Below are 17,999 nucleotides of genomic sequence, written 5' to 3'. Positions count from 1 at the left end.
TCGCAAGGAGGTTTTTTCCACCTTTTAATGGCTGAAGATTAATAAAATTCTTTAAAATCAAAGACGTATGCTTTTACAGCTTTTAAGGCATTCGTACAGCTTCTTGTTGCCACAAAAGCAATGCCTGACTATCGACGTCAACCATTTCGGGCTGAATGGTCGTTGAGCCGCTCTTGCGCCTTTCATGCCGCTCTCGTCGGCATCCAGGCGTTCCACGGCGTTTAATAAAGCGCCCTTCGTCCTCGATTTCCCGCAGCCGTGGAACTAGCCGGGCGCCAGGAGCAATTCCAGTTGCTGCAGGTCGCTGCGGGAAAATTCCAGCAGCTCGTCGATCATCGATCAGTCGCTCCTTCAACGGAATCCACTGCGGGACATAGAACAGGTAGCCGTTCCAGGCCGCAGGCATGATCGCCAGGGCGTTCATGATCAGCAGTTACGAGCGGCGGAGCATGGTAGTTCTCCCCATTCTGGCTACCCTGGCCTATTCATGGGAGCGCCTGATCCAGCCGTATCTCCGAGGAGCCCCCCCCCCGGCAAATGATCAGCCGGCAAGCCCCCTCACCCAACGCCGATACCGCCAGGTGCGAACCTGCGTATCCAGTTGCTGCTCCAGCAGCGCCAGCGCCGGCGCGACATTCGGGTTGGCCAGCTTGCCGAGGCTCAGGCGGCGCAGTTGGTGCTTCACCATCGCCATGTAGCCGATCGACGCCAGCACCTTGTTCTTCCAGGTGATGGGCCTGAGCATGGGCGCGCTTGCCTGCCCCGCCCGCCAGTCCCTGGGCAGGTTGGGGTCGATGGCCAGCGCGGTGCCCATGCCGACCATGTCGATGCCGCTGTCCAGGACCTGCTCGGCCACCGGCAGCCGGCGCACGCCGCCGGTGACCATGACCGGCATCTTTGCAACGGACGAGATGTCCTTGGCGAACTCCAGGAAGTAGGCCTCCCGGGCCAGGGTGCGGCCGTCGCGGGCCTGGCCGTGCATCGCCGGCGCTTCGTAGCTGCCGCCGGACAGCTCGATCAGGTCCACGCCCAGCGGGTTGAGCAGCGCGACGACCTGCTTCGCATCGTCCGTGCTGAACCCGCCGCGCTGGAAGTCGGCCGAGTTGAGCTTCACCGACACGGCGAACCCGGGGCCCACGGCTGAGCGGACTTCCCTGACCACCTCGAGCAGCAGCCGGGCGCGGTTCTCCAGCGCCCCGCCCCACTGGTCCGTGCGCTTGTTGGTGATCGGCGAGAGGAACTGGCTGATCAGGTAGCCGTGCGCGGCATGGATCTGCACGCCGGTGAAGCCGAAGCGTTCGGCGAGCACGGCCGTCCTGACGAAGCGCGCCTTGACGTCAGCGATGTCCGCCTCGGTCATCGCCCGCGGCGGTATGAACTGTTTGGAGAAGTTGCCCAGGTCCATGGGGACTTCCGAGGGCGCGATGGTGTCCTGCTTCAGGGCCGCGGGCATCTGCCGGCCCGGATGGTTGATCTGCATCCACACCTGCCCGCCGTGGGAGCGGGCGGCTTGCGCCCAGGCCCGGAAGCGCTCGCCAAACCGCTCGGACTCCAGCACCACCCCGCCCGGCCCGGTCATGGCGCGGCGGTCGATCATGACGTTGCCGGTGATCATCAGCCCGACCTCCCCTTCGGCCCAGGTGCGGTAGAGGCGGATCAGGGCGTCCGAGGGCGCATGGTCCTTGTCCGCCATGTTTTCTTCCATGGCGGCTTTGGCGAGACGGTTGGAAATGACGGCCCCATTGGGCAGGGTCAACGCAGTGAACACTGTCATCACAGGCTCCAGGATTGGCGACTGCCGCACCGTAACCTTTAAGTCAACTTTAATGTCAAGGGTGTTTTCGCGTTCAGTGCCAACCACTCGGAATCCGGGATTGCAGGGGCTTGACCTTAAAGTTCAGTTAAAGGTTAGGGTTCGCCGGCAAGCTGCTGGCCAGCGTGCCGCAAGCCCCACGCCTAACCCTGGAGAGAGTGAACAGTGAAACTCGGAAGTGTTGCCGCGATAGCCGGACTTTTCGTCAATGCCCTTGCAGCCTCCGCATGGACCGAGGTTCCAGCGACCGAAAGCACGATGATCGACATCGCCGGCCATGAAGTGCCTGTGGTGAAAGGCGGGTTGTACGACCGCTACCGTTCGAACCCGCCCCTCTCGGTGATCGCCGCCGAGGCGCCGGACGTCGACCTGAGCTGGTTCAAGGGGCTGACCAAGACGAAGGTGGACATAGGCTTCGAATCCTACTCGCCGAACTTCTACTACAAGAACAGCCGGGTCACCGCCGTCTACACGGCGGACATCGACAAACTGAGGGAGCTGATACCCGCCAAGGTCCTGGAAAAGGTGCAGCCCCTGCAGGTCTGGCCGGGGCGCGGCCTGGTGGCATTCACCGCCTACTCCTATCACTACTGCGACAACGACAGCTACAACGAAGTCGCCCTTTCCATCATCACCAACAAGCCTGGCCGCTCGAACCTCGGCCCCCTCACGCTGGTTGGCCAGTCGCTGTCCAAGGATTATTGGGGGTACGTGCTCAAGCTCCCAGTGAACACCGAACTCGCAAGGGTTCGTGGCGTGGTTGGCTACAACCTGCCGAAGTGGCTGACCGGCATCGACGTCACGGAGGATGCGCACAAGGTGACCTACAACATCGTCGATAGCCGGACAGGCAAGGTGGATGTGGTGTTCCAGGCGGCCAAGCTTGCCGAGCTTTCGCAGAAGGACGAGTTGGTGACCAACAGCTTCACCAATACCGACCGGAACGGCGAGCTGACCTATGGCTACGCGGTGTCGCGCCAGCTCAGCCATGCCTCCAGCAGCGACGGGGATTCGGCGCGGCTGATCCTCGGCGACGGCGAGCTTTCCAGCTACATCAAGTCGCTGAAGCTCGGAAAGATGCTGAAGTACGAGTACGTTCCGCAGTTCCAGAGCGCGCTTTATGCGCCCAAGCCGCTGGGCGCGCTTGTCGGCAAGGACTGACCAGGCGTAGGGCGGATAACCGTTCGCGGTTATCCGCCGTTTGACCTTGCCCCCCGGCGCGCCGCGGATTCCATCCGCGATCGCGGACAAGGTCCGCTCCTACGAAAAGCCGTGCTCGCCTGCAACGTAGGAGCAACTGTCTTGCGCCGAGGTGCTCTTCGTAGGATGGGTTGAGCTTGCGAAACCCATGCGGTTGCGCTGATGGGTATCGCTTCGCTCAACGCCATCCTACGAAAAATCGTGCTTCCTGGAACGTAAGCGGACTCTGTCCGCGATTCGGCGAATAACGTCGTAGGCGGAGAAACAACCGGGAGCTCCGATGGCTCACTCGGCAGAAACGCTACCGACCTTGGCCTGCCTACGGACCGGCATTGCCACACTGCCCTCCTCCCGCAGCCGCTCCAGCACCCGCTGGGTGTTGTCTGCGCACTGCATCCCTTCCGGCTTGCTCTCGATGCTCTCGATGGCCACCAGCAACTGTGCCTTGTTCTGCTCCAGGCGCTTCTGCAGCACCTCGATCTCGCCCACCTTGCGCCTGAGGCCCTCCAGCAATTCGCCATGCTGCCAGCCACTGGCGTTCAACGGCAGCAAGGGGCGGATCTCCTCCAGCGAGAAGCCCGCGCTCTGGGCGCCGGTGATGATCTCCAGGATCACCAGCGTCTCCGGCGCGTAGTCGCGGTAGCCATTGGCCTTGCGCTCGACCGAGTTGATCAGGCCGCTGGCCTCGTAGAAACGAATGCGCGAAGGCGCCAGCCCACTGAGCTTCGCCAGCTCTCCAATTCTCATGCCGCACCCTCGAAAAAGCGTTGACCTTAAAGCTTACTTTAAACCTACAGTGATTGGACGGCCAAGCGATGGGGCGTCCACGCGGTGTCGCATCGCTGGTCACCGAACTCCACCTCACACAGGAGATGCGAACATGGGATATGTCACCACGAAGGACGGCGTCGAGATCTTCTACAAAGACTGGGGCCCCCGCGATGCCCAGGTGATCCACTTCCACCATGGTTGGCCGCTGAGCGCCGACGACTGGGATGCCCAGATGCTCTTCTTCCTGGCCAACGGCTTCCGCGTCGTCGCCCACGACCGCCGAGGGCATGGGCGTTCGAGCCAGGTGTGGGACGGCCACGACATGGACCACTACGCCGACGACGTGGCCGCGGTAGTCGATCATCTCGGCACCCGGGGCGCGGTTCACGTCGGCCACTCCACCGGCGGCGGCGAGGTCGTCCACTACATCGCCCGCCATGGCGAGGACCGTGTTTCCAAGGCCGCCATCATCAGCGCCGTCCCACCGCTGATGGTGAAGACCGACAGCAACCCCGGCGGCCTGCCCAAGGCGGTTTTCGACGACCTGCAGGCCCGACTCGCGGCCAACCGCGCACAGTTCTACTACGACGTGCCCGCAGGCCCCTTCTACGGCTACAACCGTCCAGGCGCGAAGCCCTCGCAAGGCATCATCTGGAACTGGTGGCGCCAGGGCATGATGGGCTGCGCCAAGGCCCACTACGACGGCATAGTCGCGTTCTCGCAAACGGACTTCACCGAGGACCTGAAGAAAATCACCATCCCGGTCCTGGTGATGCATGGCGACGACGACCAGATCGTCCCCTATGAGGATTCGGGCCTGCTCTCGGCGAAGCTGCTTCGCAACGGCACGCTGAAGACCTACTCAGGCTTCCCCCACGGGATGCCGACCACCGAGGCCGATACGATCAACGCCGACCTGCTCGCCTTCATCCGCGGCTGACGAGCCCGGGAGCCAGGTGCGCCTATCCTGGCTCCCCTTCTTTCCTGGCCGATCAGATCGGCCATTTCCACGCTGCGTCAATGCTTATACCGAGGTTCGCAATATGAACGCGCCCAACATTCCTTCCCACATGACAGCCATTGAGATCAGCCACCCGGGAGGACCGGATGTTCTGGTCCCGGTCCAGCGGCCCACTCCCCGCCCGAGCGAAAGGGAAGTGCTGATCAAGGTGCATGCCGCCGGCGTGAATGGGCCCGACGTCCTCCAGCGCAAAGGCCTTTATGCTCCGCCGCCTGGCGCCTCGGATATTCCCGGGCTGGAAATATCCGGCGAAATCGTGGCGCTGGGCGCCGAGGTAAGCAATTTCGCCATCGGTGACAAAGTGATGGCCCTGGTTCCCGGTGGCGGCTATGCCCAGTACGCCGTTGCAGACGAGCGCACCACCCTCCATCTGCCCGAAGGCTTGAGCCTGGAAGAAGCGGCGGCCTTGCCGGAAACCTTCATGACCGTCTGGACCAACCTGTTCCAGCGAGGGCAGTTCAAGGCCGGGGAAGCGGTGCTGATCCATGGCGGCGCTTCCGGCATCGGCACAACGGCCACCATGCTGGCCAGGGCTTTCGGCGCCTCGCAGATTTTCACCACGGTGAAGAACGAGGAACAGCAGGCTGCCAGCCGGTCCCTGGGCTCGGATCACCCCATCGACTACACCCGGCAGGATTTCGTGGCAGAGGTCATGCGCGAGACCGGGGGGCGCGGCGTCGACGTGGTGGTCGACATCATCGGCGGGGACTACGTCGATCGAAACTTCCAGGCAGCGGCCATGAACGGCCGCATCGTTCAGATCGGGCTGGTCAAGGGGCCCGCGGCCACCGTCAATTACTTCCAGATGCTGGTGAAGCGCCTGACGCATATCGGCTCGACCCTGCGTTCTCGAAGCCACGACGAGAAAAAGGCGATCATCGATGAGCTCGAGAGCCAGGTCTGGCCCCATGTCCGCAAGGGCGAGGTCAAGCCCCTGGTTTTCAAGGTCTTCGGCCTGACGCAGGCAAGTGCAGCCCATGAGTTGATGGACTCGGGCCTGCATATCGGCAAGATCGTTCTCGCAAGCCAGCCTTGACGATCCGACCGGCTCGCCATGAAACCTCGGCGAGGCCGGTCTCCCCGCTATCTCCTTTTCCCTGCATCTCATAGCGACGCCGTTTCCCGGAGCCTGCGCGGGAAAGACCAGGGGCCAGCGAATCTGGGTGTCGCTGGCCGCTCCGCAAGGAGCGGCCAGCGCCGTCACCGGCCGAGCGAACCTTTACAGCGAAGCCGCAGCCTTCTCGATCGAGCGCGCCACCGCATCGGGATGCGAGACCATCACCACGTGGGAGGCGCCGCGGACCACTTCGACGTCTTTCGCGTGGGCCCGCTGGGCCATGAAGGCCAGGGCCTGCGGGGGGATGTTGCGGTCCTGGTCGCCGTAGACGAACCACGAGGGAATGCGCTGCCAGGCGGCGGCGCCGGCCTTCTCGTTCAGCGCGGCCTCGGTGACCGGGCGTTGGGCGGCGGCCATCAGCTTGGCCTGCGCAGCGGGCACGTCGGCGGCGAACTGGTCGTGGAACTTGTCCTGCTGGATGTACAGGTCCTTGCCGCCGCCGCTGAGCGCAACCGGCGGCGCCAGGGTCGGGCCGAGGGTGCTGCCGGGGAACTTCCCGGCCAGGTCCGCGGCGCTCTCCCCCGCCTCGGGGGCGAAGGCGGCGACGTAGACCAGCGCCTTGACGTTGCCGGCGTCGCTGGCCGCGGCGCTGATGACGTTGCCGCCGTAGGAGTGCCCGACCAGCACCACCGGCGTCTTCAGGCTGGCGAGGATGTTGGCGACGTAGGCACCGTCGCTGGCGACGCCGCGCAGCGGGTTGGCGGCGGCCACCACGGTGTAGCCGTCATGTTCGAGGATGCGCGTCACGCCGTTCCAGCTGGAGGCGTCGGCGAAGGCGCCGTGGACCAGCACCACGGTGGGTTTCGCGGCGGCGGACGCGCCGGCGGCCATGAGCAGGCCGGCGGCGCAGGCCAGGGCACCGAGGGTTGTTTTCATCGGGGTTCTCCTTGCAGGGGAATGAGGCCGGGGCGCGCGGCCCCGGCCGGTGGTGGGAAATCGGCGCTAGGGCGCGTAGCGGGTGAACACCAGGTCATGGTTCTTCACCCGCGCCTGGTGGCAGGCGTAGCAGGTCTGGTGCTGCGCCTCGTCGGCCGGCTTGCCGTCGATGAAGCGGGCGAAGCCCCAGCCGCCGGTGGCCGCGTACTTCTTCGAGTCCTTGACCATGAACTGCACGGTGGTGGCCGCGCCGGGGATCGAGGCCGGCTCGAATTCCGGCGACTGCACGTGCTTCCAGGCCAGCTTGGCGAGCACGCTGCCGTCGGGGAACGGCAGCTTGCCCGCGCGGTAGGCCCGCATGGCGATGTCGTTGCCGAGCACCGCGCGCAGCTCGTTCAGCGGCGCCGCTTCCTGCGCCGGGGCGACCAGCTGCCAGTTGCGGTAGCCCTCGGGCATGCGCACGCCGTAGATCGGCGAGGCGTCCGCGGCGGGCGCCGGGTCGGCACTGGCGCCGGCGGCCAGGGCGAGCGCCAGGGCAGCCGCGGCGAGTGCGGGGAGTCTGGGGATCATGGCTGCGCTCCGCTCACAGGTGGTCGGCGTCGACCACCGCCTGGACGAAGGCCTGGGGCGCCTCCTGCGGCAGGTTGTGGCCGATGCCGCCCTTGATCAGGCGGTACTCGTACTTGCCGCTGAAGCGCTTGGCGTAGGCCTCGGCCGGCGGGTGCGGCGCGCCGTTGGCGTCGCCTTCGAGGGTGATGGTCGGCACGCCGATCGTGGGGAAGGCCGCTAGGCGCTTCTCCAGTTCCGCGTAGCGCGCCTCGCCCTCGGCCAGGCCCAGGCGCCAGCGGTAGTTGTGGATGGCGATGGGGCCCTGGTCGGGGTTGTCCAGCGCCGCCGCGCTGCGCGCGAAGGTGGCGTCGTCGAAGTTCCACTTGGGCGAGGCCAGCTGCCAGATCAGCTTGGCGAACTCGTGGCGGTACTTGTCGTAGCCTTCGCGGCCGCGCTCGGTGGCGAAGTAGAACTGGTACCACCACTGCAGTTCGGCGCTGGGCGGCAGCGGCGCCTTGCCCGCCGCCTGGCTGCCGATCAGGTAGCCGCTGACCGAGACCAGGGCCTTCACCCGCTCCGGCCACAGCGCCGCGACTATGTCGGCCGAGCGCGCGCCCCAGTCGTAGCCGGCGAGCACCGCGCGCTTGATCTTCAGCGCGTCCATGAAGTCGACGACGTCCACCGCCAGGGCCGCCGGCTCGCCGTTGCGCGGCGTTTTGGCGGAGAGGAAGCGGGTGTCGCCATAGCCGCGGGCATAGGGGATGAGCACGTGGTAGCCCTTGGCCGCCAGCTGCGGCGCCACTTCGCTGTAGCTGTGGATGTCGTAGGGCCAGCCGTGCAGCAGGATGACCGCCGGGCCGTCGGCGGGGCCGGCTTCGGCGTAGGCCACCTTCAGCAGCCCGGCGTCCACGTGGCGCAGCGCGCCGAAGGCGTCGTCGGCGGCCTGCGCCAGCGGGGCGGCGAGGTTCGCCAGGGCGAATGCGAGCACCGGGGCGCCCAGGGCTTTGTACTTGAACGGGTTCATCAGGGGTTCTCCCTTGCTGTGTGCCGGGAATCGGCGGGGCTTCGGTCTAGCGCTCGGCCAGCGAGGCGCGCTGCGGGCGGAAGGCCTCGCGCAGTTCCTCGCTGAACAGCTGCGGTTGCTCCCAGGCGGCGAAGTGGCCGCCCTTGTCCACCGCGTGGAAGTAGTCCAGCGAGGGATAGGCGCGCTGCGCCCAACTCTTCGGCGCGCGGTAGATTTCGCCGGGGAACACGCTGATGGCCACCGGCACCTTGATCTGCGCGGTCTTCTGCGCGGCGGCGCTGAAATTGTTGTTGTTGTTTTCCCAGTAGAAGCGCGAGGACGAGGCACCGGTGTTGGTCAGCCAGTAGAGGGAGATGTCGTCGAGCATCTCGTCGCGGCTGAGCACGCGCTCCGGCTCGCCGCCGCTGTCGGTCCAGGCGGCGAACTTCTCGTACATCCAGGCGGCCATGCCGGCCGGCGAGTCGGCCAGGGAATAGCCGATGGTCTGCGGCCGCGTCACCATCATCGCGCCGTAGGCGGCGTTGCGCCCGAAGAAGGTGCTCAGCGCCTGGTAGGCGGCGCGCTCGTCGGCGGACAGGCCGCTGGGCGCCGGGTCGCCGCTGTTGATCGGCTTGACCAGCTCCGCCGGGATGGTCGCCGGCATGTTCAGGTGGATGGCCAGCAACCCGGGCGGCGCCAGGCGGCCCAGGGCGTCGGAGATCACCGAGCCGTGGTCGCCGCCCTGGGACACGTACTGCCGGTAGCCCAGGCGCTTCATCAGCACGTCCCAGGCCCGGGCCACCCGGTCGGGGTTCCAGCCCAGCTCGGTCGGCTTGCCGGAGAAGCCGTGCCCGGGGATCGCCGGGATCACCACGTCGAAGGCGTCCTCGGCCTTGCCGCCGTAGGCGGTGGGGTCGGTCAGCGGGCCAATGGTCTTGAGGAACTCCAGCGGCGAGCCGGGCCAGCCATGGGTGAGGATCAGCGGCATGGCGTGGGGCTGGCGGGAGCGCACGTGGATGAACTGGATGTCCACGCCGTCGATGCGGGTGACGAACTGCGGCAGGGCGTTGAGCTTCGCCTCGGCCTTGCGCCAGTCGTAGCCGTTGCCCCAGTAGTCGACCAGCGCCTTCAGCCTGGCCAGCTGCACGCCCTGGGAGGCATCGGCGACGGTTTCCTTGTCCGGCCAGCGGGTGGCGGCGATGCGCCGGCGCAGGTCGTCCAGCTGCGCCTGGGGCACCTCGATGCGGTACGGCCGCACGCTGTCGTCCTCGCTCGCTGTGGCGTTGGCGGACGCGACCAGCGCCAGCGGCGCCAGGTGCGCGTGGCTGCCGCCGAGGAGGAACAGGCCGACGGCGCCGGCCAGGAGCGAACGGGTGAACAGGTGCTGAGTCTTCCGTGGGTGCGATGCTGCGAGCATGGTCGATCTCCTTGAGTGGGGGCCGGGGCGTGGACGCAATCGTTCGCCCTCGGCGAAGCGCGAAGCTGGCCACTGTCGGTCGCGCCCGTCCCGCCGGTGGAGGCGCCGCGCAACCCGTGGCATCGATCAGAACAAAGGACGGCGGGCCTGGGGATTGCACGAAGGTGTCGGTCGATACCTTCGTATCGTTGGCCCGCCGACGCCGGGGCGCTGCGGCCACGCCGGCCTGGCGTGGCCGCAGCGGGCTCGTTCAGGCGAGTGAGAGCGCCACGTCGATGTTGCCGCGGGTGGCTTTCGAATAGGGGCAGGTCTGGTGGGCTGTCTCGATCAGGTCCAGGGCGGCGTCCCGTTCCAGCCCCGGCAGGCTGACCTGCAGGCGCGCCCGCAGGAAGTAGCCTTCGCCGCCCTGGCACAGCTCCACCTCGGCGTCGATGGCCAGGTTCGCCGGCAGGGCGATCTTCTTCCGCCGCGCGGCGAGGCCCAGCGCGCCTTCGAAGCAGGCCGACCAGCCGGCGGCGAACAGCTGCTCCGGGTTGGTGCCGGTGCCTGGCGTGCCGGGCAGCGAATGGCGGATGTCCAGGCGCCCGTCGTCGCTGCGCGAGGTGCCGCCGTCGCGGGCCCCGGTGGTGTGGACCCTGGCGGTGTAGAGAACGGTTTCGGTGGTCATGGCTGCCTCCTGGCATGTGCTCGTGCATACCGGGTTCGGTATGTGCCGCCGATCAGAGCAGAGGCCGGCTGCCGGGGACGATTGCACGAAGGTATCGAGCACCCCCGCGCAGCCCCCTGCCCCGTCAACGGCGCCGCTTTCGCCCAGCCGACACCAAGGTATGATGGGCAGCTCCGCCAAGGTGGCGCATGCTCGCGAAACGGCTACCGCCGAGAGAGGATCGGTATGCACAACGAACCCGGCCCTGTCGTCGACAGGCTGCCCGGCCTGGCCTGGACCGCCGCTGCCGACGGCCGGGTCGACTCCGTCAACCGCCCCTGGTGCGCGTACACCGGCCACTGCGCCGACGCGGCGCTGGGCGATGGCTGGCAGTCGGCGGTACACCCCGACGACCTGCCGGCGCTGCTCCAACGCTGGGCCGCCATCTTTCACACAGGCCAGGCGCAGGACATGCAGGCGCGCCTGCGGCGTTTCGACGGCGCCTACCGGCGCTTCCTGCTGCGCGTCGAGCGCCTCGACGCCGCCGCCGGCACCTGGTGCGGCCTGGCCATCGACATCGAGGACCTCGGCCCGGGCCCGGCGACCACCAGCACCCCGGCCCTGGACGCGCTCATCGACAGCATCCCCGGCTTCGTCTGGCGCACCGCGCCCGACGGCAGCGTCGAGTTCCTCAACCAGCGCTGGTTCGACTACACCGGCATGACCCCCGACGAGGCCCGCGGCGTCGGCTGGATGAACGCCGTGCACCCGAGCGACGCGCCGGCGCTGGGCGCCTACTGGCAGGGCCTGCTGGCTGCGGGGCTTGCGGGCGAGTTCGAGGCCCGCCTGCGGCGCTTCGACGGCAGCTACCGCTGGTTCCTGATCCACGCCGTGCCGCAGCGCGACGAAGCCGGCCGCGTGCTCAAGTGGTACGGCGGCAACACCGACATCGACGCACGCAAGCGCGCCGAGCTGCTGCTGGCCGGCGAGAAACGCCTGCACAGCCTGATGGCCGGCGCCGCCGCCCTGCCCCTGGTGCTCGAAGCGCTGTGCCAGCTGGTGGAAGCCAGCCTCGACGACTGCCTGTGCGGCATCACCCTGGTCGCGCCCCGCCGCAGCCGCCGCGCCGTGCAGGCACCGGGCGAACTGCGCCTGCAACCCGGTGCCGGCCCCGGGCTGCCGCCGGACCTCATGGCCAGCGACGGCCAGGCGGTGGACGCCGGCAGCAGCCCTGAATCCCTGGTCGTGCTCGGCGGCGAAACCCTGGTGGTGGCCGACCTCTCCGCCGAAACGCGCTGGCCCGCCTGGTGCGCCGCCGCCCTGGCCCACGGCCTGCGGGCGAGCTGGGCGACGCCGGTGATCGCCACCGGCGGCGAAGTGAGCGGCGTCCTCTCGCTGTTCTTCCGCCACGCCTGGCAGCCCGACGAGGCGCAGCGCAACCGCATCGCGCAGTTCAGCCAACTGGCCAGCATCGCCATCGAGCGTGCCCGCGGCGAGGCCGCGCTCAAGCAGAGCGAGGCCTTCCTCGCCAAGGCCCAGCGCATCAGCCTGACCGGCACCTTCTCCTGGCACGTGGACAACGACGAGATCGCCTGGTCCGACGAGATCTACCGCCTGCTCGACCTGGACCCGGGCCTGACGCCGAGCTTCGAGCTGGTCTATTCGCGGGTCCACCCCGACGACCTCTCCCGCCTCGACGAGGTGTTCCAGCGCCAGCGCCACGCCGCCCGCGACTTCGAACACGAGCACCGGCTGCTGCTGCCCGGCGGCGTGGTCCGCCACGTGCACATAGTGGCCCAGGCGATACGCGACGCCGACGGCGCCCTGGAATACATCGCCGCCGTGCAGGACGTCACCCAGCGCCGCCTTGCCGACGAGGCCCTGGGCCGGGTCCGCGCCGAGCTCGCCCACGTGGCCCGGGTCGCCAGCCTGGGGGCGCTCACCGCGTCCATCGCCCATGAAGTCAATCAGCCGCTGGCCGGCATCATCACCAACGCCAACACCTGCCTGCGCATGCTCGGCGCCACCCCGCCCAACGTCGATGGCGCCCGCGAGACCGCGCGGCGCACCATCCGCGACGGCAACCGCGCGGCCGACGTGATCAAGCGCCTGCGCGCGCTGTTCGCCAAGGACGGGGTGGCCAGCGAGCCGGTGGACCTCAACGCGGCGGCCCGGGAAGTGCTCGCCATGCTGCAGAACGAACTGCAGCGCAACGGCGTGGCCGTGGTGCCGCAGTTCAACGAGCAGCTGCCGCCCGTGCCCGGCGACCGCGTGCAACTGCAGCAGGTGATCCTCAACCTGATCATCAACGCCATGGACGCCCTGGCCGAGGTGCACGGCCGCCCGCGGCAGTTGCGCATCAGCAGCGGCTACGACCTGGACTCCAGCGTGTTCCTGGCGGTGCGCGACAACGGCAACGGCTTCCCCCCGCAGGACGCCCACCGGCTGTTCGACGCCTTCTACACCACCAAGCGCGCCGGCATGGGCATCGGCCTGCTGGTCAGCCGCTCCATCATCGAACACCATGCCGGGCGGATCTGGGCCACGGCCCACGACGGCCCCGGCGCGACCTTCATCTTTTCCATCCCGCTGCCGGCCGCCGACGCCGACGACGACCACGCCAGGGGGAACGCCCGATGACCACGCCTTTGCTCGTGTCGCTGGTGGATGACGACGAGTCCGTGCGCGAATCGCTGCCGGACCTGCTGCGGGAGTTCGGCTTCGCCGTGCAGGCCTTCGCCTCGGCGCCGGCTTTCCTCGACTCGGACTGCCTCGCGCAGACGCGCTGCCTGATCCTCGACGTGGCCATGCCGGAAATGTCCGGGCCGGAGCTGCAGAAGGAACTGGCCCGGCGCGGCTGGCGCATCCCCATCATCTTCATCACCGCCCATGGCGACGCGGCCACCCGCCCGCGCCTGATCGCCCAGGGCGCCGTGGATTGCCTGCTGAAGCCCTTCAGCGAGGCGGAACTGCTCAAGGCGCTCAGCGCCGCGCTGCCGGTCGGCTGACGCCGCAGGCCACCAGGAGAACCAGGCATGTTGAACGCTGTCCCTGCCCCCCAGGGGGGAACCCGGCCACAGGCCGACGCCACGCCGCTGGTCTACGTGGTCGACGACGACGTCTCGGTGCGCGAGTCGCTGGAGCTGCTGATCCGCTTCGCCGGCTGGCAACCGGTGTTGTTCGATTCCGCCCGGGCCTTCCTCGACCAGCCCGCGGCCCTGGTGCCCAGCTGCCTGGTGCTGGACGTCAACCTGCCCGACCTCAATGGGCTGGACCTGCAGCGCAGCGTGGCCGGCGAGCGCCCGGCCATGCCGATCATCTTCATCACCGGCTACGGCGACGTGCCGCTCACGGTGCGCGCGATGAAGGCCGGCGCGGTGGAATTCCTCACCAAGCCCTTCGACGACGACACCCTGCTGCGCGCCATCGCCGAGGCCCTGGCGCACAGCCGCGTGGCCCTGCAGCAGCAGGAAAGGCTGCGCACCCTGCGCGCCGCCTACGCCAGCCTCACGCCGCGCGAACGGGACGTGCTGCGCAGGGTCGTTGCCGGGCGCCTGAACAAGCAGGTGGCCGCCGACCTGGGCATCAGCGAGATCACCGTGAAGGCCCACCGCGGCCGGGCCATGCGCAAGATGAAGGCGCGCTCGCTGCCGGACCTGGTGAAGATGGCGGCGCTGCTGGAGATCGCCCCCGACGGCGAGCGCTGAGTCGCCCTCGCCGCCCGGGCTCAGGCCGGGACCGACAGCGGCCGCCGGCAGCCCAGCCAGACCAGCAGGGCCGCCAGCAGCTGGCTGCCGGCGAAGAAGTCGAACAGGTCCTGCGTGCTCCACTGGGCATCGAGCAGCACCCCGGCGATGGCCGGCGACAGGATCGCCCCCAGGCGCCCGGTCGCCAGCACCAGGCCCACGCCGCTGGTGCGAATCGCGGTGAAGAAGGCCTGGGGCGCGAGGATGAAGAGCGCCGCGATGGCGCCATTGAGCGACAGCCCCGCGCCGAAGCCCACGGCGATGGCCAGCAGCGGGACGCGGGTGGCCGGCACCAGCAGCGTCATCAGCACGGCATTGAGCAGCAGCAGGCCCAGCAACAGCTGGCGGCCCCCCGCCCGGTTCGCCGCCAGGCCCACCAGCAAGGCGCCGAGCATGCCGCCGAGGCCCAGCAACAGCCCGCCGGCGGAGCCCTGCTTTTCGGAAAAGCCGTTGTGCAGCATCAGCGTCGGCGTCCAGCTCATCACGAAGTAATAGCCGAACATGAGCAGCAACAGCCCCAGGGCCAGCGAAAGGGTCAGCTGCCACTGGCCGGGCGCGAACAGCTGCCGGTATTCCGCGCCTCGCGATGGCCGCGAGCCTTCATTCGGTTGCCGGTCGAGGGCCAGGAATTCCGGCGACTCGCGCAGCCAGCGCGCACCCGCGGCCACCGCCGCGAGCGTGGCCGCGCCGCCGGCGAGAAACACGTAGCGCCAGCCGAGCCACTCGTTGAACAGGTGGGCCAGCAGCCCGCCCAGGCTCACGCCCAGCGCGAAGGCCAGGGACTGCAGGGCGATGGCCAGGCTTCGCCGATCCGCCCCGGTGTACTCATGGGCCAGCACGTTGGCCCCCACCAGCACCGCGCCGGTGCCGACGCCGGTCAGCATGCGCAGGAGCATCAGCACGTAGTGGTTCGGGCTGCAGAACGACAGCAACATGCTGATGCCGCTGAGCGAAAGGCCCGCCAGCAGCAAGGGCCGGCGCCCGTAGCGGTCCGCCCGGGGGCTGATGAACGAGCCGCAGGCCATGCCCACCAGGCTGGCGCTGAGCAGCGCGCCGAGCTGGGTCGCAGTCAGCCCCCACTCCGCCGAAACGCTGCCGCCGGTGAAGGCCATGGCCATCGCGTCCAGCCCGTCGATCACGTTGAAGAGCATGCACAGGCCGACGACACCCCACGGGGACGGGGCCATTGCAGCATTGTTGTTCATAGCCTTGGGCACGCAGCCTGTTTCCTTTTTGACGCGCGGTTCGAAGCGCTGCTCGGCCATACCCTTGCGTGCATACCTAAGTATCGACCGACACCATCGTGCAATCGCCGAAGCGACATCCGGGTGCTTTGATCGACCTGCGCAAGCGGCGCCGAATGCAGGGCCGGAAGCATATTACGTCCCGGCCGCTACAGACAGGGCCCCGCGCCTCGAACCCCACCCCACCGGGTTCCGCCAGGAACCTTTCCAAGGAGAGCCCCCAGATGTTCCTGCATCTATCGACCTGGGCCGAGATCGGCCAGTTTCTCGAACGCAGCTGCACCATCGTCATCCCCATCGGCTCCAATGAACAGCACGGCCCCACCGGCCTGCTGGGCACCGACTGGATGTGCCCCGAGATCATCGCCGGCGAAGCGCAGAAGCTGGCGGACATCCTCATCGCCCCGACCTTCAACATCGGCATGGCCCAGCACCACCTGGGCTTCCCCGGCACCATCTCGCTGCGCCCCTCGACCTTCATGGCCGCCATCGGCGACTGGGTGCGCTCGCTGGCCGGCCACGGCTTCGAGAAAATCTTCTTTCTCAACGGCCACGGCGGCAACATCGCCTCGATCGAAGCGGCCTTCTCGGAACTCTATGCCGAAGCGAGTTTCGCCCGGCGCCGCGCCGGCTTCGCCCTGAAGCTGTGCAACTGGTGGGACCTGGAAGGCGTCGATGCCTTGGCGCGGGAGCAGTTCCCCACGGGCCACGGCATCCATGCCACGCCCACCGAGGTCGCCGTGACCCAGTGGGCCTATCCGGACTTCATCAAATCCGCCGAGTATTCGCCACGGATCGCCAACTGGGGCCCCATCCGCGAAGCGCTCGACTTCCGCGCGCGCCACCCGGACGGCCGCATGGGCTCGGACCCGGCGCAAGCCTCCGTCGAAAAGGGCCGGCAACTGGTGGCCCTGGCCGCCCAGGGCCTGGTGCAAGAGGTCCAGGCCTTCGGCGACGAGTCGATACCGGGCTAGATCCGCTGCGAACCGGCCGCGCGCCCATGGATGGGCGCGCGGCTTTTTTCTATAGGCTGCAGAAGCGGCAACGGCCGCTTCTGCCCCGGGCGCTAGCCCCGGCCCAGCCGTTCGATGGCGCTTGCCACGCCCGCGCCGTACGCCGGGTCCGCCTTGCTGCAGTTATCGATATGCCGCTGTTTGGTCTGCGCCGAGGCGCCCTGGATCGAACGCGCGGTATTGTCGAACAGCGCCTGTTGCTGCTCGAAGGTCATCAGGCGGAATAGCGCGCCGGGCTGGGAGAAATAGTCCTGGTCCTCGCGATGGTCCCAGTGGCCCGCGCTGCCTTGCAGCGCCAGGGGCGGCTCGCTGAAGTCCGGCTGTTCCTGCCATTGCCCGTAGCTGTTGGGCTCGTAGCCCAGGGTGCTGCCGGCGTTGCCGTCGGTGCGCATCTGCCCGTCCCGGTGATAGCTGTGGAACGGACATTTCGGCGCGTTCACCGGAATCTGGTGATGGTTGACGCCCAGGCGGTAGCGCTGCGCATCGCCATAGGAGAACAGCCGCGCCTGCAGCATCTTGTCCGGCGAGAAGCCGATGCCGGGCACCACGTTGGCCGGGCTGAAGGCCGCCTGCTCCACCTCGGCGAAGTAGTTCGCGGGGTTGCGGTTGAGTTCGAGAACGCCGACTTCGATCAGCGGGTAATCGCCGTGCGGCCAGACCTTGGTCAGGTCGAAGGGATTGATCGGGCAGGTCGCCGCGTCCGCCTCCGGCATGATCTGCACATAGAGCGTCCAGCGCGGGAAGCGGCCTTCCTCGATGCTGCCATACAGGTCGCGCTGGGCGCTTTCGCGATCGCGGCCGACCAGGGCTTCGGCCTGCTGGTCGGTGAGGTTCTCGATGCCCTGCTGGGTCTTCCAGGTGAACTTCACCCAGGAGCGCTCGTTCTGCGGGCTTATGAAGCTGAAGGTGTGGCTGCCGAAGCCGTGCATGTGCCGGTACGAGCGGGGCAGCCCGCGGTCGCTCATGACGATGGTGACCTGGTGCAGGGCTTCGGGCAGCAGGGTCCAGAAGTCCCAGTTGTTTTCGGCGCTGCGCAGATGGGTGCGCGGGTCGCGCTTGACCGCATGATTGAGGTCGGGGAACTTCAACGGATCGCGCAGGAAGAATACCGGCGTGTTATTGCCCACCAGGTCCCAGTTGCCCTGTTCGGTATAGAACTTTATGGCGAACCCGCGAATGTCACGCTCGGCATCGGCGGCGCCGCGTTCCCCGGCCACGGTGGAAAAGCGCACGAAAACTTCGGTGCTCTTGCCGATCTCGGAAAACAGCCGGGCCTTGGTATAACGGCTTATATCGTGGGTGACGGTGAAGGTTCCATAGGCGCCCGAGCCCTTGGCGTGCATGCGCCGCTCGGGAATCACCTCGCGGTCGAAGTGCGCGAGCTTTTCCAGCAGCCAGACGTCCTGCAGCAGCACCGGGCCCCTGGGGCCGGCGGTCTGCGAATTGTTGTTGTCGACCACCGGCGCACCAGCGGCTGTCGTGAGCTTTTTCATGGTTTTGTCCTGGATGATTGGCGCAATGAACAAACAAGGGGAAACGCCAACCCATCAAACCAAGTTATGCAACCGCCAACCATGATACGA

General features: G+C 67.7%; 17 protein-coding genes. 7 read left to right on the top strand and 10 right to left on the bottom strand.

Features of this window, described 5'->3' with window-relative positions; genetic code table 11:
• Positions 1 to 82: 82 nt before the first annotated feature.
• Both RN02_RS33415 and RN02_RS21990 read right to left on the bottom strand, forming a co-directional pair.
• Positions 83 to 424, bottom strand: coding sequence for a hypothetical protein (locus RN02_RS33415; RefSeq protein WP_152623804.1), 342 nt, complete (start codon positions 422 to 424; stop codon positions 83 to 85).
• Between the two features lie 117 nt (positions 425 to 541).
• Complete coding sequence (locus RN02_RS21990; RefSeq protein ID WP_043316803.1) at positions 542 to 1,774, bottom strand: NADH:flavin oxidoreductase/NADH oxidase family protein; 1,233 nt, start codon at positions 1,772 to 1,774, stop codon at positions 542 to 544.
• 297 nt (positions 1,775 to 2,071) lie between these two features.
• Here RN02_RS21990 and RN02_RS21985 point away from each other — a divergent pair, with 297 nt between their 5' ends.
• Positions 2,072 to 2,974 carry an acetoacetate decarboxylase family protein gene (locus tag RN02_RS21985; RefSeq protein ID WP_236695211.1) on the top strand — a complete coding sequence of 301 codons (903 nt, stop codon included), beginning with the start codon at positions 2,072 to 2,074 and terminating at the stop codon, positions 2,972 to 2,974.
• A 324-nt stretch (positions 2,975 to 3,298) separates the two neighbouring features.
• On the opposite strand, the gene RN02_RS21980 is transcribed toward RN02_RS21985, so the two are convergent.
• Positions 3,299 to 3,760 carry a MerR family transcriptional regulator gene (locus tag RN02_RS21980; RefSeq protein ID WP_009621970.1) on the bottom strand — a complete coding sequence of 154 codons (462 nt, stop codon included), beginning with the start codon at positions 3,758 to 3,760 and terminating at the stop codon, positions 3,299 to 3,301.
• Positions 3,761 to 3,893: 133 nt separating this feature from the next.
• Here RN02_RS21980 and RN02_RS21975 point away from each other — a divergent pair, with 133 nt between their 5' ends.
• Both RN02_RS21975 and RN02_RS21970 read left to right on the top strand, forming a co-directional pair.
• The gene (locus RN02_RS21975) at positions 3,894 to 4,724 is read left to right on the top strand and encodes an alpha/beta fold hydrolase (RefSeq protein ID WP_043316799.1); all 831 of its coding nucleotides are present in this window, start codon (positions 3,894 to 3,896) and stop codon (positions 4,722 to 4,724) included.
• 130 nt (positions 4,725 to 4,854) lie between these two features.
• The gene (locus RN02_RS21970) at positions 4,855 to 5,841 is read left to right on the top strand and encodes an NAD(P)H-quinone oxidoreductase (RefSeq protein ID WP_043316840.1); all 987 of its coding nucleotides are present in this window, start codon (positions 4,855 to 4,857) and stop codon (positions 5,839 to 5,841) included.
• Positions 5,842 to 6,024: 183 nt separating this feature from the next.
• Here RN02_RS21970 and RN02_RS21965 read toward each other — a convergent pair whose 3' ends face one another.
• From RN02_RS21965 to RN02_RS21945, 5 genes are all read right to left on the bottom strand, one after another.
• On the bottom strand, positions 6,025 to 6,798 hold the full coding sequence (locus RN02_RS21965; RefSeq protein ID WP_043316797.1) for an alpha/beta fold hydrolase: 774 nt from the start codon (positions 6,796 to 6,798) through the stop codon (positions 6,025 to 6,027).
• A 66-nt stretch (positions 6,799 to 6,864) separates the two neighbouring features.
• Positions 6,865 to 7,368 (bottom strand): cytochrome P460 family protein, encoded by a 504-nt coding sequence (locus tag RN02_RS21960; protein ID WP_043316794.1) that lies wholly within the window; start codon positions 7,366 to 7,368, stop codon positions 6,865 to 6,867.
• A gap of 13 nt (positions 7,369 to 7,381) precedes the next feature.
• Positions 7,382 to 8,371, bottom strand: coding sequence for an alpha/beta fold hydrolase (locus RN02_RS21955; RefSeq protein ID WP_043316791.1), 990 nt, complete (start codon positions 8,369 to 8,371; stop codon positions 7,382 to 7,384).
• A gap of 46 nt (positions 8,372 to 8,417) precedes the next feature.
• Positions 8,418 to 9,767, bottom strand: coding sequence for an epoxide hydrolase family protein (locus RN02_RS21950; protein ID WP_043272814.1), 1,350 nt, complete (start codon positions 9,765 to 9,767; stop codon positions 8,418 to 8,420).
• A 250-nt stretch (positions 9,768 to 10,017) separates the two neighbouring features.
• Entirely contained in the window at positions 10,018 to 10,434 is a 417-nt protein-coding gene (locus RN02_RS21945) for an organic hydroperoxide resistance protein (RefSeq protein ID WP_043272815.1), read from the bottom strand.
• Between the two features lie 225 nt (positions 10,435 to 10,659).
• On the opposite strand from RN02_RS21945, the gene RN02_RS21940 reads away from it, so the two are divergent.
• From RN02_RS21940 to RN02_RS21930, 3 genes are read left to right on the top strand one after another with little or no spacing between them, the layout of a single operon-like run.
• Positions 10,660 to 13,053, top strand: coding sequence for a PAS domain-containing protein (locus tag RN02_RS21940; protein WP_043316789.1), 2,394 nt, complete (start codon positions 10,660 to 10,662; stop codon positions 13,051 to 13,053).
• Positions 13,050 to 13,421 carry a response regulator gene (locus RN02_RS21935; protein ID WP_009621952.1) on the top strand — a complete coding sequence of 124 codons (372 nt, stop codon included), beginning with the start codon at positions 13,050 to 13,052 and terminating at the stop codon, positions 13,419 to 13,421. Before RN02_RS21940 ends, RN02_RS21935 begins: the two co-directional genes overlap by 4 nt.
• Positions 13,422 to 13,448: 27 nt before the next feature.
• Complete coding sequence (locus RN02_RS21930; protein WP_043316786.1) at positions 13,449 to 14,120, top strand: response regulator transcription factor; 672 nt, start codon at positions 13,449 to 13,451, stop codon at positions 14,118 to 14,120.
• 20 nt (positions 14,121 to 14,140) lie between these two features.
• Here RN02_RS21930 and RN02_RS21925 read toward each other — a convergent pair whose 3' ends face one another.
• Positions 14,141 to 15,346 (bottom strand): MFS transporter, encoded by a 1,206-nt coding sequence (locus RN02_RS21925; RefSeq protein WP_236695210.1) that lies wholly within the window; start codon positions 15,344 to 15,346, stop codon positions 14,141 to 14,143.
• Positions 15,347 to 15,627: 281 nt separating this feature from the next.
• On the opposite strand from RN02_RS21925, the gene RN02_RS21920 reads away from it, so the two are divergent.
• A complete protein-coding gene (locus tag RN02_RS21920; RefSeq protein WP_043316783.1) occupies positions 15,628 to 16,377 on the top strand; it encodes a creatininase family protein in 750 nt (249 codons plus the stop codon).
• Between the two features lie 92 nt (positions 16,378 to 16,469).
• Here the strand turns inward: RN02_RS21920 and RN02_RS21915 are convergent, their stop codons facing one another.
• Complete coding sequence (locus RN02_RS21915; RefSeq protein ID WP_177331071.1) at positions 16,470 to 17,909, bottom strand: catalase; 1,440 nt, start codon at positions 17,907 to 17,909, stop codon at positions 16,470 to 16,472.
• Between the last annotated feature and the right edge of the window lie 90 nt (positions 17,910 to 17,999).

Source organism: Pseudomonas sp. PI1, from assembly GCF_000812405.1.
Taxonomy (GTDB): Bacteria; Pseudomonadota; Gammaproteobacteria; order Pseudomonadales; family Pseudomonadaceae; genus Pseudomonas; species Pseudomonas citronellolis.
Note: the sequence above shows the minus strand (reverse complement) of the source record. Positions and strands in the feature narration are given on the sequence as shown.